This window comes from Limnothrix sp. FACHB-406 (assembly GCF_014698235.1).
Lineage (GTDB): Bacteria > Cyanobacteriota > Cyanobacteriia > CACIAM-69d > CACIAM-69d > CACIAM-69d.
In genome coordinates this window covers 1-23074 of record NZ_JACJSP010000030.1, presented here as the reverse complement: position 1 = coordinate 23074, position 23074 = coordinate 1, and the positions used below count along the sequence as shown (strand labels likewise).

General features: G+C 55.9%; 24 protein-coding genes. 10 read left to right on the top strand and 14 right to left on the bottom strand.

The annotated features are described in order from the left end of the window. Positions 1-178 precede the first annotated feature (178 nt). The 3 genes from H6G53_RS18090 to H6G53_RS18080 form a co-directional block, all read right to left on the bottom strand. Positions 179-3616, bottom strand: a complete 3438-nt coding sequence (locus H6G53_RS18090) for a class I SAM-dependent DNA methyltransferase (protein ID WP_190535411.1) — start codon at positions 3614-3616, stop codon at positions 179-181. A gap of 187 nt (positions 3617-3803) precedes the next feature. Beyond that, positions 3804-4550 (bottom strand): photosystem II biogenesis protein Psp29, encoded by a 747-nt coding sequence (psb29, locus tag H6G53_RS18085; protein WP_099531634.1) that lies wholly within the window; start codon positions 4548-4550, stop codon positions 3804-3806. 193 nt (positions 4551-4743) lie between these two features. Beyond that, on the bottom strand, positions 4744-5439 hold the full coding sequence (locus H6G53_RS18080) for a hypothetical protein (RefSeq protein ID WP_199309317.1): 696 nt from the start codon (positions 5437-5439) through the stop codon (positions 4744-4746). Positions 5440-5557: 118 nt separating this feature from the next. Here H6G53_RS18080 and H6G53_RS18075 point away from each other — a divergent pair, with 118 nt between their 5' ends. Continuing rightward, positions 5558-6055 carry an HNH endonuclease gene (locus H6G53_RS18075; protein WP_099531636.1) on the top strand — a complete coding sequence of 166 codons (498 nt, stop codon included), beginning with the start codon at positions 5558-5560 and terminating at the stop codon, positions 6053-6055. Here the strand turns inward: H6G53_RS18075 and sbcD are convergent. From sbcD to psbH, 5 genes are all read right to left on the bottom strand, one after another. Further along, the gene (sbcD, locus tag H6G53_RS18070; RefSeq protein WP_190535408.1) at positions 6052-7509 is read right to left on the bottom strand and encodes an exonuclease subunit SbcD; all 1458 of its coding nucleotides are present in this window, start codon (positions 7507-7509) and stop codon (positions 6052-6054) included. The genes H6G53_RS18075 and sbcD overlap by 4 nt on opposite strands. A gap of 228 nt (positions 7510-7737) precedes the next feature. Beyond that, entirely contained in the window at positions 7738-8007 is a 270-nt protein-coding gene (locus tag H6G53_RS18065; RefSeq protein WP_099531638.1) for a DUF3146 family protein, read from the bottom strand. A 106-nt stretch (positions 8008-8113) separates the two neighbouring features. Continuing rightward, on the bottom strand, positions 8114-8815 hold the full coding sequence (pth, locus tag H6G53_RS18060; RefSeq protein WP_099531639.1) for an aminoacyl-tRNA hydrolase: 702 nt from the start codon (positions 8813-8815) through the stop codon (positions 8114-8116). 157 nt (positions 8816-8972) lie between these two features. Beyond that, positions 8973-9305, bottom strand: a complete 333-nt coding sequence (locus H6G53_RS18055; RefSeq protein ID WP_099531640.1) for a TatA/E family twin arginine-targeting protein translocase — start codon at positions 9303-9305, stop codon at positions 8973-8975. 490 nt (positions 9306-9795) lie between these two features. Continuing rightward, positions 9796-9999: a photosystem II reaction center phosphoprotein PsbH gene (psbH, locus tag H6G53_RS18050; protein ID WP_099531676.1), complete on the bottom strand. Its 204-nt coding sequence runs from the start codon at positions 9997-9999 to the stop codon at positions 9796-9798. A 332-nt stretch (positions 10000-10331) separates the two neighbouring features. Here psbH and psbN point away from each other — a divergent pair, with 332 nt between their 5' ends. After that, entirely contained in the window at positions 10332-10472 is a 141-nt protein-coding gene (psbN, locus tag H6G53_RS18045; protein ID WP_099531641.1) for a photosystem II reaction center protein PsbN, read from the top strand. Positions 10473-10566: 94 nt separating this feature from the next. Here psbN and H6G53_RS18040 read toward each other — a convergent pair whose 3' ends face one another. Then, the gene (locus H6G53_RS18040) at positions 10567-12321 is read right to left on the bottom strand and encodes an alpha/beta hydrolase (protein ID WP_190535406.1); all 1755 of its coding nucleotides are present in this window, start codon (positions 12319-12321) and stop codon (positions 10567-10569) included. Positions 12322-12618: 297 nt separating this feature from the next. Continuing rightward, positions 12619-14187, bottom strand: coding sequence for a DASH family cryptochrome (locus H6G53_RS18035; protein WP_190535403.1), 1569 nt, complete (start codon positions 14185-14187; stop codon positions 12619-12621). 152 nt (positions 14188-14339) lie between these two features. Here H6G53_RS18035 and H6G53_RS18030 point away from each other — a divergent pair, with 152 nt between their 5' ends. Beyond that, positions 14340-14927: a pyridoxamine 5'-phosphate oxidase family protein gene (locus H6G53_RS18030; protein ID WP_190535400.1), complete on the top strand. Its 588-nt coding sequence runs from the start codon at positions 14340-14342 to the stop codon at positions 14925-14927. 44 nt (positions 14928-14971) lie between these two features. On the opposite strand, the gene H6G53_RS18025 is transcribed toward H6G53_RS18030, so the two are convergent. Next, positions 14972-15664: an HAD-IA family hydrolase gene (locus tag H6G53_RS18025; protein ID WP_190535397.1), complete on the bottom strand. Its 693-nt coding sequence runs from the start codon at positions 15662-15664 to the stop codon at positions 14972-14974. Positions 15665-15827: 163 nt separating this feature from the next. After that, a complete protein-coding gene (locus H6G53_RS18020; protein ID WP_099531646.1) occupies positions 15828-16172 on the bottom strand; it encodes a metalloregulator ArsR/SmtB family transcription factor in 345 nt (114 codons plus the stop codon). 454 nt (positions 16173-16626) lie between these two features. Here H6G53_RS18020 and H6G53_RS18015 point away from each other — a divergent pair, with 454 nt between their 5' ends. From H6G53_RS18015 to H6G53_RS18005, 3 genes are all read left to right on the top strand, one after another. After that, positions 16627-17322: an MBL fold metallo-hydrolase gene (locus tag H6G53_RS18015; RefSeq protein WP_190535394.1), complete on the top strand. Its 696-nt coding sequence runs from the start codon at positions 16627-16629 to the stop codon at positions 17320-17322. Between the two features lie 78 nt (positions 17323-17400). Then, positions 17401-18042: a rhodanese-like domain-containing protein gene (locus H6G53_RS18010; RefSeq protein ID WP_242030984.1), complete on the top strand. Its 642-nt coding sequence runs from the start codon at positions 17401-17403 to the stop codon at positions 18040-18042. A 234-nt stretch (positions 18043-18276) separates the two neighbouring features. Next, positions 18277-19194, top strand: coding sequence for a TSUP family transporter (locus H6G53_RS18005; RefSeq protein WP_190535413.1), 918 nt, complete (start codon positions 18277-18279; stop codon positions 19192-19194). Positions 19195-19252: 58 nt separating this feature from the next. On the opposite strand, the gene H6G53_RS18000 is transcribed toward H6G53_RS18005, so the two are convergent. Next, a complete protein-coding gene (locus tag H6G53_RS18000) occupies positions 19253-20074 on the bottom strand; it encodes a HEAT repeat domain-containing protein (protein ID WP_190526860.1) in 822 nt (273 codons plus the stop codon). Positions 20075-20399: 325 nt separating this feature from the next. On the opposite strand from H6G53_RS18000, the gene H6G53_RS17995 reads away from it, so the two are divergent. Beyond that, entirely contained in the window at positions 20400-20543 is a 144-nt protein-coding gene (locus H6G53_RS17995) for a chlorophyll a/b-binding protein (protein WP_099531648.1), read from the top strand. Between the two features lie 99 nt (positions 20544-20642). Here H6G53_RS17995 and H6G53_RS17990 read toward each other — a convergent pair whose 3' ends face one another. After that, complete coding sequence (locus tag H6G53_RS17990) at positions 20643-21020, bottom strand: hypothetical protein (RefSeq protein ID WP_190535391.1); 378 nt, start codon at positions 21018-21020, stop codon at positions 20643-20645. 28 nt (positions 21021-21048) lie between these two features. On the opposite strand from H6G53_RS17990, the gene H6G53_RS17985 reads away from it, so the two are divergent. The 3 genes from H6G53_RS17985 to H6G53_RS19385 all read left to right on the top strand — a co-directional run. After that, entirely contained in the window at positions 21049-22107 is a 1059-nt protein-coding gene (locus H6G53_RS17985) for an N-acetylmuramoyl-L-alanine amidase (RefSeq protein ID WP_190535388.1), read from the top strand. A gap of 148 nt (positions 22108-22255) precedes the next feature. Beyond that, entirely contained in the window at positions 22256-22831 is a 576-nt protein-coding gene (locus H6G53_RS17980) for an IS607 family transposase (protein ID WP_190535385.1), read from the top strand. Further along, on the top strand, positions 22734-23074 hold a 341-nt coding region (locus H6G53_RS19385; RefSeq protein ID WP_370567857.1), incomplete at its 3' end, for a helix-turn-helix domain-containing protein. The genes H6G53_RS17980 and H6G53_RS19385, both read left to right, overlap by 98 nt.

Sequence of the window (23074 nt, the reverse complement as noted above, 5' to 3'; positions counted from 1 at the left end):
GCTACTAGATAAATTGCGATATTTGCAAGTTGTACTCGGTCGCTATGGCTCAATCAGTCATTGGAGCTATGATTTACTGCCAGAAACTCTTGTTGCCTAGAGTATGAAGTTTTGTGTTTAGATTCAACACTGCTGACCAAGAAGCTATATCTCAACATATTGATCGATCACGGTCGTTCTAGGCGATCGGGCTGGGGGCGGCGTAGTGCCAGGTATTTTCCTGTTGGATGGCGAGGCCGAACCATTCGAGGCGATCGAGATTTTCGCGAATAACTTGTCTGCGTTTATCGGTGATTTTGCCTTTGAATTGGGCGGCGATTTGCTCGATCGACCAGTTGCCGGGGTTGCTACGCAGCAGGTCGCGGATGGCGGCGAGTTGGGCCTTCGGTTGGGTGGGCCAGGGCTGTGGCTCGGCGGCGGGGGCGATCGGCGCGGGGCTGTCGATGAGGTTGGCGATCGCGGTTTGGGTGGTTTGGGTGGCGGGGGCTTGGTAGTCGGGCCGCAGCCAGCGAATGTGGCCGTTGCGTTCTTCGGCGGCGCGTTCGGCGTTGAGTTTCACCAGCCGTTCCAGGATTTGTTCATCGAGGCTGTTGGCGGGTTCCTCCGGTAGGGACGCACAGCCCTGCGCCCGTTCCCATTGGGGGATCAGGTCGTCCCAACCGTAGGCGCGGAAGACGGCGCGATCGAGGTCGTCGTGAATTTGTTTGAGGGTGGAGACGAGGGCGCGATCGTTCAGTTCGCGGTCTTTGTCGGTGAAGGGTTGACCGGCGCGGAGTTTTTCGAGCAGGTTATACATCCCGGTGATGGTGATGTCGGGGTGGTTGGCCTGCACGGTTTTGCGATGGGTATCGAGCCGATCGCCCAGTTCCCGAATTTCTTGTTTGAGGCGATCGTCTGGATCAGGAAACGGAAACGGATCAAAGCAAGTTGTTTTAACGTAGACCGGACGATCTTCCAGTCGCCCACCAACCGCCAAAGCCCAGCGAACATGAATAGCACTAGAAAGAATTCCTAAAGCGTAGGAATCTTCTAGGGCAACGATCAGAATCTTGTTGTCACAAATAATATCTCGATCAACAAAAGAAAAAATTCGATGCTTTGCAGTTTCGACCGTTACAACATATCGTCTCAGATTGCTCAAAGCCTGTCTGATTGTAATGTTCGATCGACGATATAGCCACCACTCCTTCTTGAGTTTTGGATCGTTATTTGCCTCTCTTGCTGGCTTGACATTATTCAAGAGCCATTCATAGGTACGTGGATATTTTGATTGCAGCTCTCCTTGGGACAGTCCAAATGCATCGATCACAACTAGGTTTCGAGATTTCCTGAGAAGGTCTCTGCCATTCACATACCTTTTAATTAAATCCGGTTCAATCAAGCTTCTTTGCGAGTCCCTCAGCAAGAACCCCTTTCCACCGAGCATAATGCCTCGGCTGGCAAGTCCTTCATTCGATTTAAGAGAAGCAATCTGTTCCAAGTCAGAATCATCACGCAGATTACTAAAAATCGCCTGAGTGTCTTTATATTCAATGACAACTTCTGAAAAGTCTCGGTCTGGCGATTCCGTTTCACTGACAACTGAACCCAAACTCTGAGTTGTCGGATTTAGCTGACAGGCAGTCATCGCAATGCGGACATCAGCACCATCATCAACCCAGGGATGATCAGGGATCACAAATTTTAATTGCAGATCTGGCGCTTTTTGAAATTGCTTTTCAAGGACACATCGTAATCTAGGTTGATTAATACTGTTGGTTGTAATTAAGCCAAACGTGCCTGTTTGATTTTTAATAGCAAGATCGGCTGCCTTGTGCCACCAATACATGACAAAATCAACTGTGTCGGGCACATCTGCATAGACTTGCCGAAGAGTTTCTGTATAGCCATCGCCCAGCTTTTCGCGCATTCTGGCATTGCCAATGAAAGGCGGATTAGAAACGATGTAATCGCTTTCTGGCCATTCAGAGGGACGTGCATTTCGATAGCGATAGATTATGACTTGATTCGTTAAATCAGGAACTTCCTGTCCTGTTACTGGGTGAGTCATCATCTGTCCACCCCAACGAGTCCGCACCTGCCCCGTTTTCAGGTCAATATCTGGCTCTACCCCGTCATAAGTCAACACCGCGTCGCGACATTCAATATTGTCAAACGCTCGTAAAACAGGCATGGATGGCTCTGCATTACCAAATCGCTTGAAATGCCACTGCAAATAGCCAATCCAAATCACCAATTCAGCAATTTCCTTTGCCCGAGGATTAATTTCAATCCCTAAAAATTGCGACGGATTCACCTGTTCTAAGACATTCAGTTGCACCTCTCCCGCCACATCCACCAGCCGCGTCAAAACCTCCTGCTCCAAACCCTTCAGCAAATCCAACGACACATACAAAAAATTCCCCGTTCCACAGGCCGGATCGAGAATCCGAATCGATCGCAACTGCTCCAAAAAACCCTGAATTTCCGCCACCGCCTTGGCCACCGCCGTCGCACTGCCATCCAACAGCCGCTTCACCTCCAGCTCGATCGCCTCCCACTGCGATCGTAACGGCTCCATCACCACCGGCCGCACCAACCGCTCCACATACGATCGCGGCGTGTAGTGCGCCCCCAACCGGCTGCGCTCCGCCTTGTCCAGCGCCCGTTCCAACAACGTGCCAAAAATCGCTGGCTCCACCTGGCTCCAATCCTTGGCCGCCGCCCCATACAAAATTTCGAGCTGTTCCTTGGGCAGGGCGATCGCCGTCGCATTCTCAAAAAAACTGCCGTTAAACTTCAGCACCTTCTCGAAACCGAAGGAGCCACCCCGATTCATCGTTTCCCACAGGGACTCGATTTCCGGTTGGAAGGTCGCCGGGTTGGGAATCCAGCGATCGCGCAGGGCCTTGGTGAACACCTCCCCCTTCAGCAGCGCCACATCCTCCGCAAACATCGTGAAAATGCAGCGCATCAAGAAGCTCGCCGTCACCTGGGGATCGTGGCCCTGCTCCTCCAGCCAGCGCGACAGCTTCGCCAACTCCGCCGCCACTTCCCGCGTCACCCGCGCCCGCAGCTTTTCGGGGTTTAGCGCTTGCGGATCGGTGAAGATTTTGACGAAGCGATCGAACACCTCCGGCTGGGCCAAGTCCGCCAGGTTGACCGTTTCCCTCGCCCCATAGCCGCCATATTCGCCGCTGAACCCTTGCCAAATCTCGAAATGGGAGCCGATGTCACACACCATCAAAAATGGCGGCAACGATCCCAGCATTCGGTTGTAGGCGTAGGACTTCGCTTGGTTAAAGGCCTTTTGCAGGTTATCGCGATAGATCTTCGTGCCCCGTTTGCCATGGCCCTTGGCTGAAGAATCGCTGCCCTGTTTGGCTTCAATCAGGAAACAACCGGCCTTATAAAAATCCGCAAACCGCGTGGATTCGGCCCTATCGCTGTAGAACTTAATATCTTTATCGAAGCAGTAGGGATCGCCGGGAACCGTTCCCTTCGGCGGCGGCTCTTCGACCCCCAATGCGCGACACCAATCCCCAAAAAACGATTGATAATTCGCCCGTTCGTTGCCTTCCGAGCCTTGCCATTTTTTCAGGAATGCCGCAACGCGATCGCGATCGTCCGGGGTCATTGGGGAGTCAGGGCCGAAAATACCTATCGCTTATCTTACCGATCTGAACCGATCGCCTGGATTGCCAACCGTCACTCGCAACCGATGCCATCAGGCTGGCCCTTGAAAACCCGGAAGGGGCCCAGAAACCATGCGTGGTCTAGGCCCCTCCATTGGATGAGCGGGAAGTTGGGCAATGCTGAGGAACTTAGCTGGGGTCGGCAGGCGAAGGGGCAGCATTCGACTCACTGGCGGCTTCGCTGGCCGCTTTGGCTTCGGCGGCGGCGGCTTTTTCCAGGGCCCGTTGTTCGCGCTTGCGGCGTTCGGCCTCCAGCATGTCTTCGTAGGTGATCCGAGCCTGGGCGATTTTCTCCAGGTTGCCGCGATAGAGTTCCAGATCCTTTTGCAGCTTCTCGATCGGGAGGTTGAGGGTTGTCCCTAGGCGATCGATCCACGCTTTGATCTGCTCGGCATTGCCAGCCAGGTCAGAGGTGGTGGACTCCAGCAGGGTATATAGCCCAATCCCAAACAGGCGGCTGTATTTGAAGGGTTGACCATTGGCGAGCACGTCGGCGGCTTCGCGCAAGGCCCCGCCACTGCCCTCGGCCCGGTTGAGCGCGGCGGCCAGGTCGTCGGCACTGGCAACTTTTGCCGCTTCCAACAGGCGATCGGCCCGGTGGCGATAGTCGTCCACGTTGCCGCTCACGGACTGACAGAGCGCGTTGAAGATGGAACCCAAGTCCCGATCGGGCTGGTAGCCTGCCATGAAGCGATCGAACGCCGTCACCACCCCGAGGGCATAGATGGACTCGAAGCGGAAATCGACGCTGACGGAGAGCAGGTGCATTTCCACCATCAATTCCTCAACCACTCGTCGGTAGATCGCGTTGATCGGCCGTTGGTGGAGCGAATAGAAGGTGCGTTTGGTTTCTGAAACGGTGCGGATTTCGTTCACGGGAGGCGCGTTCTATGGCGATCGGCTTGTCTATTTTCAGGCCGGGCCGGGCCTTTGCCAACGGGCAACCCTTTCGCGATCCCCGATGGCCTGTTGTCGTAACGCTGAATTGCTTTTGGATTGATCTTGGATTGATCCTGAACTGATCTTGGATTCGCCCAACATCCCTAGAGATGGCCCCTAGAGACGGCCCTTAAAGACGGTAGGTGAGCCAAGCCACCCGATCGGGTGTGGATTGGGTCAGGTCAGGCCGCGCCAGTCGCCAGGTTTGGCCGCGGATCTGGCGTTGCAAGTAGACCGAAAAGGGCTGCGATCGGTGCTTTTGATCCTTGGGTTGCGGTTGTCGGGAGGCGGGGGATCGATCGCCCTGGTTTTCCCGAGCATGGCTCAAATCTTGACTCCCCGTTTGGCTCCAATCGTAAGTACCGCTCAGTTGCCAACCGGGTTTGTCGTTGATGGTCACGGCCTGTTGGGTTTGGATGCGCAGGCGATCGACTCGTAATCCTGGTTCCGCCGCCAAGTCATCTAGGGTGATCACCGGGCGATCGGCCAACATCTGCGGATCAAGGTGACGACCGGCAGCCAGCGGGGAATCGCCCAACTCTTGCAATAGATCGGTCTGGGTTTGCAGCAACTGCAACGCTACCGCCCGTTGCACCACGGCCGTTGGTGGCCCGTCCCAGGGCAGCATCCCGCAACCACCCAAAAGCAAACTCAAGACCAAACTTAAGCCCAAACTGAAGCTCAAACTCAGAAATCCCGAGAGCAAGCCCCGTCCCCGGGGCGATCGCTCAGTGGTGGCGATCGGCCATCCTGGTTTGCGGGCCGCCGTTACGCGATCGGCGGTTTTTGTCCGGAATCCGCCGCCACAGAACGATGGGTAATCCATGGGATCAGCAAACCACACCCCGAGTCAGTTGTGCTACTATCAGTCCCAATTGGCTCCGACGCTTCGCAAGCTTTGTTTGCAATTCTTAATAATTTGCAATTAATTGCGGTTTTGTCCGATGGGCAAAGTACTTGTGCTCAACGCTTCTTATGAGCCGCTCAATATTACCAGTTGGCGGCGGGCAGTCGTTTTATTGCTAAAAGGCAAGGCGGAGCAAGTCGAGCATAATGGCCGAGTGGTTTACCGCAACATTCCGTTGCCCACCGTGATCCGTTTGCGCCACTACATCAAGGTTCCCTACAAAGAGATTCCCTTAACGCGGAAAAACATATTGCACCGAGATAGCCACTCCTGTCAATACTGTGGCTACACGGGCGATGATTTGACGCTGGATCACGTTGTTCCCCGATCGCGCGGGGGCGGTGAGCATTGGGAAAATATGGTCACGGCCTGCGTGCGCTGCAACATCCGCAAGGGCAATCGCACCCCCAAGGAAGCCAACATGCCTTTGCGCCAGCCGCCCCGCCGTCCCCACAGCAGTCTCTACTTTGAAGTGACGAAGCATGTGAAGAGCGGCGTACACCAGGAATGGCGCAAGTACGTGATTGGCCTCTAAAGCAGTCTGAGTTGACCCGATCGGTCAATGGCTGGAGACTGAACGGCTCGATCGGGGCCATTGGTGCTGGGTGAGGTCGGTTCGCCATCGTCAGCATCGGTGGCCAGCTCGGCGGTGGATGTCACTGCCGGGTTTTGGCCTGGGCTAGATTCTGGATCTGGGCAATCTGGATTGGCAGTCTGAGCCATGGCTGGCTCCGGCAGATTCACCACGATGGCCGGACTGGCATAGCCCAAGAGATCTCGGGCGGCCTCGATCATATCGTCGGCCAGGTTTTTTAAGTCCGATCGCTCTCCCAAATAGGCCTCTAGGGCTAACAGCGGATCCAGGGTGGTGGCATCCAAGTTGGGCAGGCGAGGGCGTGCCAGTTGGCTAATCAACTCCGCTTGCAGGCTGTAGGTGTGGGCGGCGGCTAGTCGATCGCGCACGGCCGCCAGCTCGATTTGGTGAAGCTGTTCTGCCCGCACACGATAGACCAACCGAACGACGGCCCCTTCAATGGCCGCCGGGTCGATCGCCCCGAGCAGTTCCGCCAACGGATTGTCGCAGTCAGCCAAATCCACCCGCAATGTCCGAAACGGTCGGGCCGGCAGGGGGCAAAATTCCCATTGTGTTTGGCGCTGTCCCCGCTCTCCTGGCTCGATCGTTACTAATACATAGCCCTTTTCTTCGTTTTCCTCGCTGAAGTCCACCCGCTCAATGCTGCCGGGATAGACCACCGGGGGCTGATTATTGGGGTTCAGGTTTTGGTGTTTGTGGACATGGCCCAGGGCCACATAGTCAAACTCGGGGCGCGTGATGGTGCTGAGGGGAATCGAGAAGCCTTTGCCCACGCCCAACATCCGCTCGGCTCCCAATTGCGCCCGATCGCTCATCAGGTGGGCCAACAAAATGGTGGGTTGGTCAGGATCAAGCTTCCGAATTTCCCCTTCCAGGGCCGCTTGGAGCCGATCGAGCAGCAGCGCCCCCACTTCCGCCAACGACAGTCCCTCCGTTTGCCGCTTGGTGAGCAGGGTCGATCGGGTTAACCAAGGCAAAGTCAGCACCTGCACTGGCCCCTGGCTGGTTTCCAGTCGATGCAGCGCCAACGTGTCTCCCACCACAAAGCCCGGAACCCCCAGCGTGCGGTAAATGCAAAGGCTGGCTCCTCCGCGGCCTTGGGCATGTTGGTCATGGTTTCCCACCAACAGCACCGTCGGAATTTGCGCATCAGCCAGCCGCCGAAACTGTTGTGCAAAGGCTTCTTGCACCATGGGCAGCGGCGTAGCATCGGGAAAGGCATCGCCCCCAAACAACACCAGATCCACCGGTTCCGAAATTGCCCGATCGATGCAACGCTCCAGGGCCGCCGTAAAGTCCAGCAGCCGAGTGTTTAAACCCGTTTGCGGATCAATGCGCCCATGGCTGAACCCGCTGCCCATGTGAATGTCCGACAGGTGCAGAATTTTGACCATGGTTCGTTGCTCCGTTGTTGAACAATCGCGGGAAGGAATTCTGCGGGCAAACTTCAGAAAAGTCAGAAAATCCTGAGGCAGTGCCTAGTGGCGTGACAGGCTTCATTCATCGGGTCAAAGTCACGAAGCCAGTCGTCGTAACAAGGGGCTTAAGCCCCTTGCTGCCTAACGAGTTGGTGACGGCAACAGTCATTTAACTTGACCTATCAAAATAAGCTTGCCGAACTACTAGAGCCGGGCCCGGATGGGGAAGGAATAATCGCCGCCCGCTTCTAGTTGGTAGTCGTGGGTTTCCAGAAATCGGGCCAGTGGTTCCCGAATCAGGGCCCGCCCCATGGACGGCTGAACCCGCAACCCGCCTTGGCGAAAGTGCCAAACAAATTCCCAGGTGAATTCCCCGGCGCTGACTTCGCCTTCTAGTTTGCCCTCATTCCAGGACTGGCGGGTAATGCGCACAAGGGCGATCGTTTGGGGCAACGGATTTTCTCGACGACTCACGGCACAGGCCGACAGTGCGGAATTAGTAGATGAACCGTGGACAGGCGGGCAGGATCAACAGGGTCAACAGAACCCACAGGATGAGGCTAGACCGCTGGACACTCGGCTAGGAAACCGGTTGCGGATCCTGCGGAGTCCGATCGGGCGTTTCCGGTGTTGCGGGAGCGGGGGCCGGTTTGGGCTTGGGTGGAGCCACATCGCGATTGTTATACAAGCTGGCGGCTTTGGCCACGCCATCTCGGAGCGATCGCTCGATCGTCTCCACGCTCAACCGCAACAGGGCTTGCACCGTGGGTTGTTCATCGGGCGCAAACTTGCCCAACACATGGGACACCGTTTCGCCGCTGACCACCCGGGGCCGCCCAATGCCCAACCGCAAACGCGGAAAATCCTGAGTTCCCAGATGGGCGATCGTGGATTTCATGCCATTGTGACCGCCGGCCGAGCCGGTTTCCCGCAGCCGCAACCGCCCCAAGGGCAGATCCATATCGTCGTAGATCGTGAGGACTGATTCCGGTGGCAGCTTATACCAATCGATCGCGGCGCGGATCGCCTGGCCCGATCGGTTCATATAGGTCAGGGGTTTCAGCAAATAAATCTTGCCAAAGGGCGATCGCCCCTCTCCCGCAAGGGCATTGAACCGGCGATTTTCGCTCAGGGGAATGCCCCACACCTTCGCCAGCTCATCAAGAACTTCAAAACCAATGTTGTGGCGGGTGCGATCGTACTTGGGTTCTGGGTTGCCCAGCCCCACAATCAGCTTCGGAATTAGGGGTTCTGATGACGATGCGGATTGGCCTTTGGGCATGGCTTTGGAATCGACTTAAGCGCAGACGACTTCAAGGGTTAATCAACAGAACGCCAACCGGAAGCACTTCAACCGGAAGTAGTCCAACCGGAAATAGTCCAACCGGAAACACCCCAACCGGAAACAATCCGGCCGGAAGCGATCCAACCGGGAGCACTTAAACCGGATCGACCGAATCCACCGCATTGGTTTTGGCGGCTGGGGCCGGTTCCGCTTCGGCGGGGGTGACAGGGGTGGCCGGCTCCGAACTGGTCAGGGCGGGTTGCACAGGCGGCTCGATCGTGGCGGTCATGCTGGTGGAAGCGGGGGATTCGGCCCGATCCATTTCTCGCTTCAGTTCCGATTCAAATTCCCGCGAAGCTTCCTGGAAGGATTTCAGAGTCTTGCCCAGGCTGCGGCCAATTTCCGGCAACTTTTTCGGGCCAAAGACCAACAAAGCGACAACGCCAATCAAAAACAACTCTGCTGGGCCAATGCCAAAAATGTTCATGGGGCGATCCTTGCAATGGAAATGACCGGGGCGATCGCAAGCAAACGATCAAGCAACAACACTGAAACAGAACCAATCAAACAGACCCAATCCACAAGCAGGAGCTAGCGAACGAGAACGAATAGCTGGCTAGCCACTGGTCAACACCAATCATCGAACAGTAATTTGCAAATTTGCACGTTCAGATTATTCCATCCCAAGGCCCCGTCGCGTAGGCATCGGGTCGGTCTGACTCAGGAACAAGCCAAGATTGGGGCCCATGGGCTGGCGAATGTTGCCCATAAAAAAGCCCGGATACACCGGGGCTGTGGGACTGGGCGATCGACCAGTTGATGACTTAACTCTCAAAGATTTGTAGAATCCAACGCTCAGAACTCAGCAATTCTCTAGCCGTTAGTTCCTCAAACCAGTCGATCGGGCGGGCCATTCTTGGGGTGGAAATCTGAAATCTGTTGATGCAGACTCATCACCCCAATCAATTCACCCAAATCTATTGACCCAGCGACTTCCAATCGACATTAACGCCTTCAATCAAGATCGAGGTGTTGTACACCTGCAAGATGATCAGCAGGAACACAAAAAACAACCCCATGAAAACAGCCATCAGCGGGGTCGTCCCCCAGCCGGGAGCCACCTTACCGTATTCCGCATTTAACGGGCGCAAAATGTCGCCCAGGCGAGTCCGTTGAGCCATCTTATCCCTACCGTAGTGTTTCGCAACAATGGAGTCTTGCAGCCGTTGAAGCAACTGGGCGTTGCCGTTGATGTTGCTTTTTATTAAATAGTGCAGCAATTGCCGCACGAATGCAGCACGCCGCCAATGCTATTTGATTGGGTATTCTATCAAACGGCTGTGCCTGCTGTTTGGGGAGTTCCGTGGGGATGGGCTAGCGGTGGCCCGGGAACTAGGGCTAGCGGGCAGTGGGCGATCGGGTGGACTCCCTGAGAAGTTTGCGATTTTACTTAACTAATTGTTACAATTTGCGGGAAATGGGCTAGCGGCCCGGCCATCGAGACCCTTAAACCATGCTGGAAGACAACTCTGCTTTAACATTGGGAATTGCCCTCGGCACAATTTTGGTTGCCATCACGGGGTACTCGATTTATGTGGCTTTTGGCCCGCCGTCTGAGAATTTGTCGGATCCCTTTGAAGATCACGAAGATTAGGCCCAGAGGCCAGAGGATTGAGCTAGAGGATTGAGCTTGCTCGTCCCATTTCCCTGACGATCGCCCCAAATCACTCGCCATGGCCCCCATTTCTTCAGCGGGACTGGATGGGTTGATCGGGCCGGTGGCGATTAGCGATCCATCGGGAATTTTTGGTTGGCTTGTGGGCCACAGGGCGCGGCAACTGCTCGATCGACAGTTGACTCAGCAAATACAGCGGCAACTCTGGCTGAGAAACGGAATTGGCCCATTGGGGGGTGAGATGGTTCGCCATGGTGTGATCGTTCCCCAAATATCGCTTCAAAAAAGCCGTGATGAAGGCTTTCGTGTAATCGCGAGCCAAGTCCGGCCGGGGCCCCACCAAGCTAGCCGGGAGCTGCACGGTTTCATCGCCCGTGGCCCCCAGCGTTGAAAAATGCGTGCCGCCTCGCAACACCAAAAGATACTTATCCGCGATCGACATTTGGGCAAAGGGGCGCAACTGTTCCGACAAGGGCAGGGCGATCGGGTCATTACTAGCCGACAGAATCGCCGTGGGCACTTGCAGTTGGGCAATCCCTTCGCGTCCAAACAGGCTGGAGGTAATTGGGCTAATGGCCACCACGGCCTTCACCCTGGCATCTTGCAGGGATAGATAGTCCGTGTCGGGCGTGGGGCGCACCACCAAAGCCCGACATTGCAACAGCAGCGACGTATTCCAAAACAAGTCGTCGGAGGCGCAGTCGGTTTTCAGCCGCTTGAAATTCAGCGGGGCCCCGGCACTGGCCAGGGCGGTGTATCCGCCAAAGGACTGCCCCACCACGGCCGTGCGATCGAGGTCAATGGCCCCGGTGAATCCCCCAGGGGCTTGAGGATTGGTTTCCAGTTCGTTGAGAATGTCGCGCACATCGGCCGGCCGCGAAATGAACTCCCTGGGGTCGGCGGCTTCGCTGGCCTCACCGTTAATTAGGGCTTGGATGTAGCGGCTGTCGCTGCCGGGGTGCTCCAGCAGGATGGCAATAAAACCATGGGAGGCCAAGTGTTCGCCCAGGTAACCATAGGTGCGCCGATCGGATCCGAGACCGTGGGAAATGACTACTACAGGGTGATCGCCCGTCGCGGCCAAGGGCCAGTAAAGATCGGCCGCAAAGGGACGACGATCGCGCGGCTGAATCACGCGGTTGGTTTTGGCGGTCGCATAGGGGCCCGGTTGTCGCAACTCAAAGGGGGGCGGCGTAATGGGAGAGCCAGCTTGGGCCGCAAAGGCCGTTTCCACGGCGGTGGTGGCTTGGTCTTGGTGAATGGTGGTTTCCTCAATTTGTCGCCACAGGCTCAGGGCTTGGGCCAAGTCCACTCGCATACTGGGAGTGGGATAGTAGCGCAGCAAATTTAGGGGGGTTAGCCCTTCCGGGTCGGCGGCGGAACGGACGATCGCAGCACGCAGGGCCGGCACGCTTTGTAAATTGCGCCCGGTGCGGATTACTTGGGCCAAGCGCCGCAGAATGGTTTCCCCTTGGGGCGCATTGAAAAATTGCGACACGGCCAACAAATTGATATCCAGGCGATCGGTCAGGGCCGATCGCACCTGAGCCAATTGATCGGGAGTCAGAAACCGGGTATAGAACTCCAGCTCATCGGAAATTTCGCCGGTCGCCACAAAGTCTTCCAGGGACTTCATTTCGATCGACAGGCCCAAGGCCCCAAAGGTCAGCTCAATCCGCTCGGCGGCCTGGGCCAAGGCGGGCGTGAAGCCACCGGCCAGCAAACTAGCTCCCAAGGCCACCAGCGATCGCCCCAACCGCCGTCGCAGTCCGTAACCGGCAGGACTGACCCGATCTTGCTGGGTTACTTGGGTTACTACCGTTGTCATCGATCGCTCCATCACCCTCTCACCTCCAAATCTTGCCCAGAATTACTCGCCCAGAATTACTTGCCCAGAATTACTTGCACCGCCATATCTCTCCCAAGTCCCTGGCCCCACATTACTGCTCCAGAACATCAATGACCCCCTTGCTGCCTCAGCGCATGTCTGAAAAGTGTCTTTTGAGCAGGGCCAAGCATCAACAAATCCAAGCATTAATCATCATGGGGCAAGGGGCTTGAGCATCTTGTTTGCCTCGATCGATGAAACCTGCAAGCTCGCAATCTGGGTCTTTGAAACAGCCTCCTAAGGTCGTCGGGGGCGATCGCGCCGGGAACCCCGATGGGCCGGCTTCGATCGACCCGCAACACCCTTCCCGATCGCTCGGTTATAAAGGGCTTCATTCTCCGCCGCCGACTCAAACAAATCCACGATCGCCCCTGGATAATCACGGTCAATTTGTACACCAAATCGCTCCTGTTCCACGGGCAACAAAGTCCAGGGATGATGCACTTTACCGGCGGGCAATTGACGCAATTCTGGGAGCCAATGTTTCACGTATTCTCCTTGCGGATCGTAATCCTTGGCTTGCTTCAAAATATTGAAAAAGCGAAACCCTCTTGCATCATTTCCCACCCCGGCCGTGTAGTTCCAATTCCCCCAATTGCTGCACACATCATAATCAATCAACCAAGATTCAAACCACTCGGCCCCCATTCGCCAATCAATTCCCAAATTCTTGGTTAAAAAGCTCGCCACATTTTGACGACCCCGATTCGACATGAACCCCGTGGCGCGGAGTTCTCGCATGTTGGCATCCACCAAGGGATAGCCCGTTTGCCCATCACACCAAGCGGCAAAGGCCGCCGCATCCTGTCGCCAAGGAATGGCAATTCCTTGCAAACCCGTTACCCGAAAAACTCGATGGCGATGTTTGGCCACAATCCAGCGGAAATAGTCCCGCCACAGCAATTCAAAAATGAGCCAATAGGTGGATTCATTACGAATCACTTTCTGTTCATAGGCTTGCACTTCGGCCCAAATTTTTCGAGGTGAAAGACAGCCCAGCGCCAACCAAGGCGAAAATTTCGATGCATCATTGGGCTGCAACATGCCGTTGCGCGTTTGCTTATAAACCCGCAAATGATCGCCACCCCAAATGTATTCCTGAAGTCGCTGGAAACCGGCCTGTTCACCACCCGTAAACGAAATCAGCGCCAAGGGGCTGGGTTCCGGTTCCACCAACCCCCAATCGGCCAAATGGGGCAGCTCACCGGGGTTCAGGCCCGGCGGCACTGGTGGCAGGCGATCGGGCGGGGGCAAGGGAGAATCAATGGTCGATCGCGCTTCAACGGTTTTCCGAAATTCCGTAAACAGCTCTGGAATTTGACCAATTTCAAAGGGCAAATTATCCGGGTGATAGAGCGTGTGGCCCCAATAAACCTTGCTTTGAATGTTTCCCTGAACCGGCCTGGGCGCTTCTGGAGCTTTCAGGGCTGCTTCGAGGGCCAATTCAACCGCTTGTTCTTCAGTTCCCACCTCTTCGTGATAATAAATAGCCTGTGCTCCATATTCCGCTGCCAAGGCCAGTAACACCACTTCTGGCAGCCCCGATCGCACGATTAGATCACTGCCCTTTGCCCTCAAGGCAGCTCGTAGATCCGCAACGGATTCCAGCAAAAATTGAGCGCGGAAGGGGCCGGTTTTGGGAAAACCAAAGGCAGTTTCCGCAAACTGTCGCGGATCAAAACAATAAACCGGAATCAATGCCTGATGATTTTCGGCAGCAGCCAAGAGCGGTTCATGATCATGGAGACGCAAATCAGTACGAAACCAAACGATCGCGCAGCTAGCAGATGGAGAAGCAGCAGCCATTGAATCACCTAGGGATAACCTAAAATCGAAGGATGGGGGAAGGTGCTGGAGAATTCACGCCAGCCTGTAAATTTCAAATGCTTAAATTCTAGAGAATTTCAGAGAACTTCAGAAAAATTCAGAAAACCCTAGAGAAGTTTAGAGATAACAAAATGGCAAAATTTTACGAGCAAATCACACCGGAACTGGTCGCTTTTATTGAACAACAGAAGCTGTTTTTCACGGCATCCGCTCCCCAAGAGGGCCGAGTGAATGTGTCGCCCAAGGGGATGGATACTTTTCGCTGTTTTGAACCCAATTTGGTGGGTTATTTGGACGTGACGGGCAGTGGCAACGAAACCGCAGCCCACGTGACGGAAAACGGCCGGTTAACCCTCATGTTTTGTAGCTTTGTGGGCGCACCGTTGATTTTGCGGCTGTATGGCCAGGGGCGCGTGATTCGGCCACGGGATCCCGATTGGCAATCCTGGCTCGATCGATTCGAGGCCCTGCCCGGCACACGCCAAATCATGTTGCTGTCGGTGGAGTCGGTGCAAACCTCCTGTGGGTTTGGGGTTCCGTTGTTTGACTATCAGGGCGATCGCACTCAGTTGGTGGAATGGGCGGAGCGCAAAGGCCCCGACGGTCTGCAAGCCTATTGGCAAGCAAAGAACCAAACCAGCATCGATCGGCTCCCCACCTACCTGCTCAGTGATCAAGTAGAGGGTGATCCCGTAAAGGGGAATCCAGCAAACGGTTAAACCGCAACAAGCCCGATCGATCGCCCCGTTTCTTGAGCAAACCGCTAGCAAACCGCCGCCGGAACCCGAGCGGGCAATCCCCAATCGGCCGGCTCAAAGGCCTGCAAGGAGGGCAAGATGGCATCGGCCTGGGCCACACTCGATCGCTCCAAGGCCGGATCCGGAATCGCAATCACCGACATCCCCGCCGCCCGGGCCGCCTCAATCCCCGCTGGCGCATCCTCAAACACCAAACAGTGGCGCGGGTCGGCCCCCAATCGTCGAGCCGCTTCCCGAAACAGATCCGGCGCGGGCTTGGCCTGGCGCACCCCCGGATCATCACTCAGCACCGTGCAATGAAACAGGCGAAACCAATCCCGATGAGGCGCGGCCTTCCAACCAAAGGGGCCACGGCTGGAACTGGTGGCGATCGCCTGGGGAACGCCCGATCGGTGCAGGTGATGGGTCAACTCCACCGCGCCCGGCATCGGTTTAGCCACCGGTTGCCACTGGGCCACCAGCGATCGCCGCTGTTGCAACATTTCCTCGGGACTGATGGGCAACCCCAACCATTCCACCAAAATCGCCGATGACGTGTGGGCATCGCGCCCGGCGATGCGTCCTCGCACCGCTGGATCGTAAGCACAACCGTAGCGATCGGCGATCGCCCGGTTCACCGCTTCATTAATTGATTCCGTATCCAGCAACAAACCGTCGAGATCGTAGATAACGTGGGTGATGCGAGGGCGAGCTACCATGGCGAAATTTCGAGGGGCGCGATTTCGAGGGACTGTCTGAACGGTAGCAAAAATTGCACAATCCCCGGTGATTGCAACCCACTTTTACGAAGAATCCATGGTGAGCTAATGGCGAGCTAATGGCGAGTTAAGGGCGAGTTGGCATAGCAATTCGATCGGCCGATTACTGCACCCGAAAACTGGCGATCACCTGTTGTTGCTGTTCCAAGCGATCGCTCAGTCGCCGCCAAATTAATTCACAAAGATCAAAAATCAGCGGATCCACAATTCGGTAATAGGCGCTGGTGCCTTGGGATTGTCGAGCAACCATGCCCGCCTGAGACAAAACTTTTAGATGCTTGGAAGTATTAGCCTGGGTCAGGCCCGTTGCTTCCACAATTTCCGCCACATTTCGGGGCCCCTCCCGCAAGCAGCACAGCACTCGCAATCGATTGCGTTCCGACAAAACCTTGAGATAGTCCGCGACGAATGCCAGTGCGTCTAACTCATGGTCAAGGGTATTAGCCATAGAACTCGATGTCCAAGCGAAGGGAAAAGGAGAGTTGCGGAGGGGTGCCATGGATGCAGAATCAGGGCTTGACCAAGGGCAGCAGCGGACAGGGCAGGAGAGATCTCCACGGGATGTTAAGAATTCTGATCCCCTTGCGAAGGCAACTCTACCCCATTGGATGGCTCAATTGTCCCTGAAGGAAAGTATTGGGCAAAATCAAGGCGATCGAGCATTCTGGTGGTAACCCGATTCCAGTGAAGCTGGGTGACGACTGGCCCCCCAGACTAACGGAGCCGGGGAAAAATGGGGGCGATCGGGTGGCAAATTCAAAATATGAGTATATAGTTATATTAATCCAGCAAGCATAGAGAAACCAAGCACTGATCTTGGGTCATCTTGGATTATCTGCCGCCGCTTGCTCCTGCAATTTGCCTCCTAGTTTGCCCAACACCCTTAACTTAGGAACTGCCCTATGTTGTTTCGGCAATTGTTCGATCGGGAAACGAGCACCTACAGTTACCTGATCGCCGATCGGGACAGTCGCCAAGCGGTCTTGGTGGACTCGGTTTTGGAACAGGTCGATCGAGATTACAAACTGATTCAGGAACTGGGCTTGACCCTGGTGGCTTGCCTAGAAACCCATGTCCACGCGGATCATGTGACCGGGGCCGGTCAGTTACGCGATTTGACCAATTGCCAAGGAATTGTCCCCATGGGGGCCAAGGTCGCCTGCGCCGATCGCGAGTTGGACGATGGCGAAGTGTTTTGGGTTGGCTCAGTGCCCATTCAAGCGATCGCCACCCTGGGCCACACGGACAGCCACTTAGCCTATTTGGTAAATCAAACTCATTTGCTCACAGGCGATTCCCTGCTCATTCGCGGCTGTGGTCGCACGGACTTCCAAAGCGGCAATGCCGAACAGCTCTATCAGGTGGTGACCGAAGTGCTGTTCGCGCTACCGGATGAAACCTTGGTTTACCCGGGCCATGACTATCGCGGCTGTTCGGTTTCCACGATCGGGGAAGAAAAACGCTGCAATCCTCGGTTTGTGGGGCACGATCGCGCCACCTTCGTGACCCTGATGCAAAACTTGGGGCTGCCGAATCCCCAAAAGATGGCGGAAGCCGTGCCCGCCAATCAACAATGTGGGCAACTGGTGACGGCCTGAACGCGCTGTTCGCCCTGGAGGCCCTGAGTTTTCCTCCTTTTTCTCCCTGTTTCCAAAATCTTCCCAGGATTTAGATCAATGGCCCCTGTTCAACCTGAAGTGAATTCCCCGTCTACTCAACCGCCCGCAACCCAACCTCAACCGATGACGGTCGATGATTTTGTCAGGACACCTGAGCCGCTGCCTGTGGGGCCGGTGCGCCAACGGGTTTCCGTCACTGAGCTTCAGGCTTGGTTGGCCACCAATCGGGCGATCGTGGTGGATGTGCGCGAGCCGGGAGAATTTGCCGGAGAACGCATTCCCGGGGCGCTGTCGATGCCCATGAGCAAGTTGGATTTGCAGGCAGTGCCGGTTTCTCAGCCCGATCGCTGGGTGGTGCTCTATTGCCAAACGGGAAATCGATCGACCGAAGTGGCCCATCAATTGGTGCAAGCGGGCCGCACGCCAGCGATCGACCTGATCGGTGGTCTTCAGGCTTGGAAGGCGGCGGGTTTGGAAGTTTTGGTCGATCGCCGGGCCCCGATCAGCTTGATGCGACAGGTGCAAATCGTGGCCGGTTCCTTGGTGTTCACGGGCACGGTGCTGGGCGCGTTGGTTTCCCCCTGGTTCTTGCTGTTGAGCGGGTTTGTGGGGGCTGGGCTGATGTTTGCGGGCATCACCAACACCTGCGCTTTGGCCATGCTGCTGGCGAAGTTGCCCTATAACCAGCGTTCTGCCTAGGCAACAAGCAGCAAAACTGCACGACAACAGACCTCAAAAACAAGCCTCAGAAACAAGCTTCAGAATCTGCCAATTGCCAGGCGAAATGGATCAACTCCGATCGCCCATGCAATTGGCCGGCTTTGTAGTGGCTTTCTAAGATTCTCAGTCGATCGATTAATCGCGATTGATTGGGATCGCAATCAACCAATTAAGGGTCACTTCTTAAGGGTTAATCAACGGTTTATGGATAGTTTGATCTGGGCGATCGGCCATGGCTTGGCGGTGGTGATTGGCATTGCCCTGGGGCTGTTGGGCGGGGGCGGCTCGGTGTTGGCCTTGCCAATTTTGACCTCGGTGATGGGCGTGCCGGTGAAACCCGCGATCGCCATGACGTTGGCCATTGTGGGAACCGTGAGCCTGTTGGGAGTCATTCCCCACTGGCGGGCGGGGCGGGTGCGCTGGCGGGTGGCGGCAATTTTTGGGCTGTCCACGGCGATCGGGGCCTTTGGGGGCGCTAAGTTGGCCACCCAACCTTGGGTTACACCCCCCATTCAAATGATGTTGTTTGTGGGCATGATGCTGTTGGCAGCGATCGCCACGATTCGTCGCAGCAGCACACCAGCCCCGACGGATCGATCGCCAGAGTCAGCCCTGGCAACCTATCCCCAGCCCGTTTGTCGCTATTGCTGGCTGTGGCTGCTGACGGAGGGCATCGGCGTGGGAATGCTAACCGGGCTGGTGGGCGTGGGGGGCGGTTTTGCGATCGTGCCAGCGTTGGTGCTGTTGGGCAATGTCCCGATGAAACAGGCGATCGGCACGTCCCTGGTGATTATTGCGGCTAACTCGATCGCGGGTTTGGCAGGCTACGCGGGTCATGTGGCGATCGATTGGCCCCTGACCGTTTCGTTCACGGGGGCGGCGGCCCTGGGAACGTTGCCCGGAGCCTATCTATCAAAATGGGTGCCCGCCGATCGCTTACAACGCTGGTTTGGTTATTTTCTGCTGGCGATCGCCTCGCTGGTGTTCTTGCAAAATTACCGAACCCTGCTGGGGCCAAGTCCCCAAACCCAGCAACCACCAACTCACCCCCTGTCGCAACTGAACCGTTCCCATCACCCCCAACCGGCCAGCCGACAGACGTTCGCCCGATCGGCCCGCCTCCGGTCATGAAACCGCCCATTCATCGACATTGGGACGCGATCGCCCCGTCCAGTGCTGTTGACTGGCCCTACAACAACCCATCCATCAAAACCAAAATCCGGCGGCCCTCATCCGTCAGGGTTTGACCGTCGGGGGTGGCGTTGGGATGTTCTGCCAACCCTTTAAGCGCAATCAATTTCAAGCTATTTTCCGCCTCCGTTTGGGCGATCGCCTCCGCCCCAGCCAAATAGCCGATCGCCCCCACATCCCCCATCAGGGCCCGCCGCAACTGTAAATCGGGCCCCCGCAGGGCGGCCACCAGTCGCTCGCCCCATTGGTCATCCCCCGTGAGCTGATACAGGGCCCGCACGGCCGCGTATTGCACTTTGGGCACGGAATGTTCCGTGAAGGGGCGAATCACGTCGATCGCCCCCTGAGCCTGCAAATTCCCCAAGGCTTCCAGCACCGCATCGTAGGGCTGCACCAAGTGGGGCTGACCCGGCGCAACCACGGCCGCCGCCACGCCGCCATCCAACAGGGCCAACAAACCGGGAACAGCGCGATCGTCCGCTAACTGCCCAAGGGATTGGGCCGCCGCCTCCCGCACGTAATAATCGGGCGAAGTGAGCGATCGAATCAGGGCCGGAACCGCCGAGCGATCGGCCAATTTCCCCAAAGCCCGCGCCGCGTTGCGCTGAAGCGGCAAGCCTCCCGCCTCGGTGCGATCGCCCTCGTAATCCAAGGCTTCAATCAGCGCCTCAATCACATCCGGCTGCGAAACCCGAAACCGCCCCACCCACCAAGCCGCGTAGTAGCGCAAGCTGGCATCTTCACTACGCAAATTGGCGATCGCCTCTTCCAAGGTCAACGACTTTGCCGAAATTTCCCCATCCACAGCCACAATCCCCACCCAACTCAACAGCAGCGAAATCTAGCCCCCAAGGGGCTACTTTCCGGGCAAATCTTTGGGAATGAATTCCCGCGAACCATTGTCCCACAAAGGATTGGGCAAACGTTGAGGCTCCATGAGTCCAGGGCGATTTGGGGGGAAATTACGGCAGGCCAGCGGGGCAGCAGGGGCAGCAGTAAGAGTTTTTACTCATGGATTCGTAACGAAACGTTGCAGTAAACAAAAAATTGCGTTAAATTTTCTATAGAGCAACTTGACACCAGGACGCTCACCCAACTCGACTTCTATCTATTCGCTCGAAACCCCTTTTTGGAGGTCTTCAACCATGACTGAGCAAAAGGCTAAATACGGCTTCACTGCCTTCGCCGAAACCTGGAACGGTCGTCTGGCAATGCTGGGCTTCGTGATCGGTATCGCTACGGAATTCATCACCGGCCAAGGCATCCTGTCGCAACTGGGCCTGCTGTAATTGGCTCGATCGAGTCTCAGCCTGGTTCCCTCGGCAAGATTCTTGGTTCAAGACCGCCGACGCATCACCGATGTCATGACCTAGCCCCTCGGGCGATCATCATCGACAGTCAACGGCAAGCATCCGTAAACCCTTGATTGGGTTTGATTCAGTAATCAAAAACCGCACGGTTTCCACAAGCCGCTGCGGTTTTTGCCATTTCAGCCCTGAGTTGCCGATCTTGCCCCCCTCCGGCCTTAAATTTCCTTCAATATCTTGGGTTTGTATCCTGGGTTTATTTTTGCGGTATGAGTTTTTGGTATTTACTGCGGTAGTGGCTCTCGATATCAGTTTCGATCGCCTGGCCACAGTCTCTCGCAAAAGCAAGATGCTAAGATTGCGCCAAACTTCCAGGCTGCTGCTTGAAATTTGACCCTTTTGGCTGATTTTGGGCAGCTTGCTCGATCGCTCCGCCACCAACCCCAATTTTGTTTCCACATCAGCGATCGCTAGAGATCCCGTGATTATGCTGTCGAATCCGCGCAAGGTACTGCGTTACTGTTTGCTGGTGTTAGCGGCGGCACTCTTGATTGCGGTGGGTGCATCTGCTTCCGATGGAGTTTTGCCGCCCGATGGCCGGGCCGAAGCAGCCCTGAAATACGCCAAGACCGCTGATCCAACTCAGCAAATTGGGTTGCCCGGGTTTGCAATTTCTAATTATTTAGCCACGGGATCCCTGTCGCGACGGGACTATGAAGATCGCCCGACCGATCGCCCGGTGGATACGATCGTGATTCACCACACGGCCCTGAGTGGGCGACGGCTCTCGATCGCCCAAGTGGCGCGATCGTGGCAAAACGACCCGGCCGAAGTCAGCGCCCATTTTATTGTGGGGATGCGCGGCGACATTTTAATGACTGTGCCACCCAGCAAAACGGCCTTTCACATCCTGAAGCAAGCAGCCTATCCCGATCCGCAAACCAACCGCCCGGTGAATTGGATCAATATGCGATCGATCGGGATTGAGTTTCACTACGACCCAGACAGCGAACGCCCCAGCCGTGAGCAAATTGTGGCCGGTGGGCGCTTAATTGGGGCCTTGCTGAATGCCTATCCCGATTTGGACGTGGCCCGCATCATCGGCCATGGAGTCCAAAACTTTTCGGAAGGAGGGCGCAGCCGGGCCCTGAGCGAGCCAACCTATCTGTTTTTGATGCCGAATGCCCAGGTTGCGCCCAATTTCTTGATTTTGCTGAACAGTGCGGCTGAAATTTCGCCCCGACTGGCCAGCGCGATCGAGCAAGCAGGCGGCGTGAGGCAACTGGCCACCCAACTTCAACAGCGGACGATCGCGGGGCAGCGCCTAACCTTTGAAATGGAAACCACCTGGAAACAGGATTCCAACATGCCCATTTCCCCGATCGGGCCCCAAACGGCGATCGCGGAAGCAACCCGACTGGCACGCGAGCTGACCGGAACTGCCAGCGAACCGCCCAAGCCCACGCCGGAACCGCCGCCCCTGCTGGATCTCACGCCGCGCTTGTTCCTGGATTCTGACTTTAAGCCGAATAACCCAACCCAGTAGCCAGCCTCAATCTTGGGGAGACCAGCTTGAGGAGACCAGCTTGGGGAAACAAACCGCTCAATAACAGCCGATTCAAAGGCAATCAAAAAGGGGTTGATCAACAGTAATTAATTTACTAACATTCGCTAACGTATGCCAATATTTAGCTATGGCATACATCCCTCTTAGAAAAGCGGTCGAATTTCTGGGATTGCATCCAAATACGCTAAGAAAGTACGCAGATGAAGGGAAGATCGAGACCATCCGAAACGAGGCGGGCCAGCGGCTTTATAACGTCGAGTCATATGGACGCAAGGCAACTCGATCTACTGTCGTTTGCTACTGCCGCGTCAGTTCAGCCAAGCAACGAGACGATCTCGCAAGACAAGTCCAGTTCATGCGCGATCGCTACCCCGATGCCGAAATCATCCAAGACATCGGATCAGGTCTCAACTTCAAGCGGAAAGGATTGCAATCCCTACTGGTCAGACTCATGCGCGGCGATCAGCTCCAAATTGTGGTTGCCTGCCGCGATCGACTCTGCCGATTCGGATTCGAGCTGTTCGAGTTCATGGTTCAACAAAACGGTGGCGAACTCATGGTTCTCGACCAATCTGTTCACTGCTCAGAATCCGAACTCACAGCGGATCTGCTCGCCATCCTTCACCTCTTCTCTCGTCGAATGCCCGGACTCAGAAGCTACCGGAAGGCGATCCAGGAAGATCCGAGTCTTCCTAACCCCTGATCAAAAAGCGCTCCTGAAGCAATGGTTTGGTGTTTCGAGATACGTCTACAACACCACAATCAAACATCTTCAGGAACCGGGAACCAAAGCCAATTGGATGGCAGTTGCGCCCATCATCTTGGGTGCGCTACCGGAGTGGGCTAAGTCAGTTCCCTATCAGATCAAAAAGATTGCGGTCAAAGATGCTTGCACTGCCGTTCGAGAAGCCAAGAAAAGCTTCAAAAAAGACGGACAAATTCGCAA

Excerpts from the sequence above, each read along its gene's own strand:
- H6G53_RS18035 (WP_190535403.1), bottom strand. The coding sequence starts at position 14,187 with ATGGCTGCTGCTTCTCCATCTGCTAGCTGCGCGATCGTTTGGTTTCGT.
- H6G53_RS18090 (WP_190535411.1), bottom strand. The coding sequence starts at position 3,616 with ATGACCCCGGACGATCGCGATCGCGTTGCGGCATTCCTGAAAAAATGG.
- H6G53_RS18055 (WP_099531640.1), bottom strand. The coding sequence starts at position 9,305 with ATGAACATTTTTGGCATTGGCCCAGCAGAGTTGTTTTTGATTGGCGTT.
- sbcD (WP_190535408.1), bottom strand. The coding sequence starts at position 7,509 with ATGGTCAAAATTCTGCACCTGTCGGACATTCACATGGGCAGCGGGTTC.
- H6G53_RS18030 (WP_190535400.1), top strand. The coding sequence starts at position 14,340 with ATGGCAAAATTTTACGAGCAAATCACACCGGAACTGGTCGCTTTTATT.
- pth (WP_099531639.1), bottom strand. The coding sequence starts at position 8,815 with ATGCCCAAAGGCCAATCCGCATCGTCATCAGAACCCCTAATTCCGAAG.
- H6G53_RS17995 (WP_099531648.1), top strand. The coding sequence starts at position 20,400 with ATGACTGAGCAAAAGGCTAAATACGGCTTCACTGCCTTCGCCGAAACC.
- H6G53_RS17980 (WP_190535385.1), top strand. The coding sequence starts at position 22,256 with ATGGCATACATCCCTCTTAGAAAAGCGGTCGAATTTCTGGGATTGCAT.
- H6G53_RS18015 (WP_190535394.1), top strand. The coding sequence starts at position 16,627 with ATGTTGTTTCGGCAATTGTTCGATCGGGAAACGAGCACCTACAGTTAC.
- psbN (WP_099531641.1), top strand. The coding sequence starts at position 10,332 with ATGCTGGAAGACAACTCTGCTTTAACATTGGGAATTGCCCTCGGCACA.
- H6G53_RS17985 (WP_190535388.1), top strand. The coding sequence starts at position 21,049 with ATGCTGTCGAATCCGCGCAAGGTACTGCGTTACTGTTTGCTGGTGTTA.
- H6G53_RS18040 (WP_190535406.1), bottom strand. The coding sequence starts at position 12,321 with ATGACAACGGTAGTAACCCAAGTAACCCAGCAAGATCGGGTCAGTCCT.
- H6G53_RS18025 (WP_190535397.1), bottom strand. The coding sequence starts at position 15,664 with ATGGTAGCTCGCCCTCGCATCACCCACGTTATCTACGATCTCGACGGT.
- H6G53_RS18020 (WP_099531646.1), bottom strand. The coding sequence starts at position 16,172 with ATGGCTAATACCCTTGACCATGAGTTAGACGCACTGGCATTCGTCGCG.
- H6G53_RS18080 (WP_199309317.1), bottom strand. The coding sequence starts at position 5,439 with ATGGATTACCCATCGTTCTGTGGCGGCGGATTCCGGACAAAAACCGCC.
- H6G53_RS18075 (WP_099531636.1), top strand. The coding sequence starts at position 5,558 with ATGGGCAAAGTACTTGTGCTCAACGCTTCTTATGAGCCGCTCAATATT.
- psbH (WP_099531676.1), bottom strand. The coding sequence starts at position 9,999 with ATGGCTCAACGGACTCGCCTGGGCGACATTTTGCGCCCGTTAAATGCG.
- H6G53_RS18010 (WP_242030984.1), top strand. The coding sequence starts at position 17,401 with ATGGCCCCTGTTCAACCTGAAGTGAATTCCCCGTCTACTCAACCGCCC.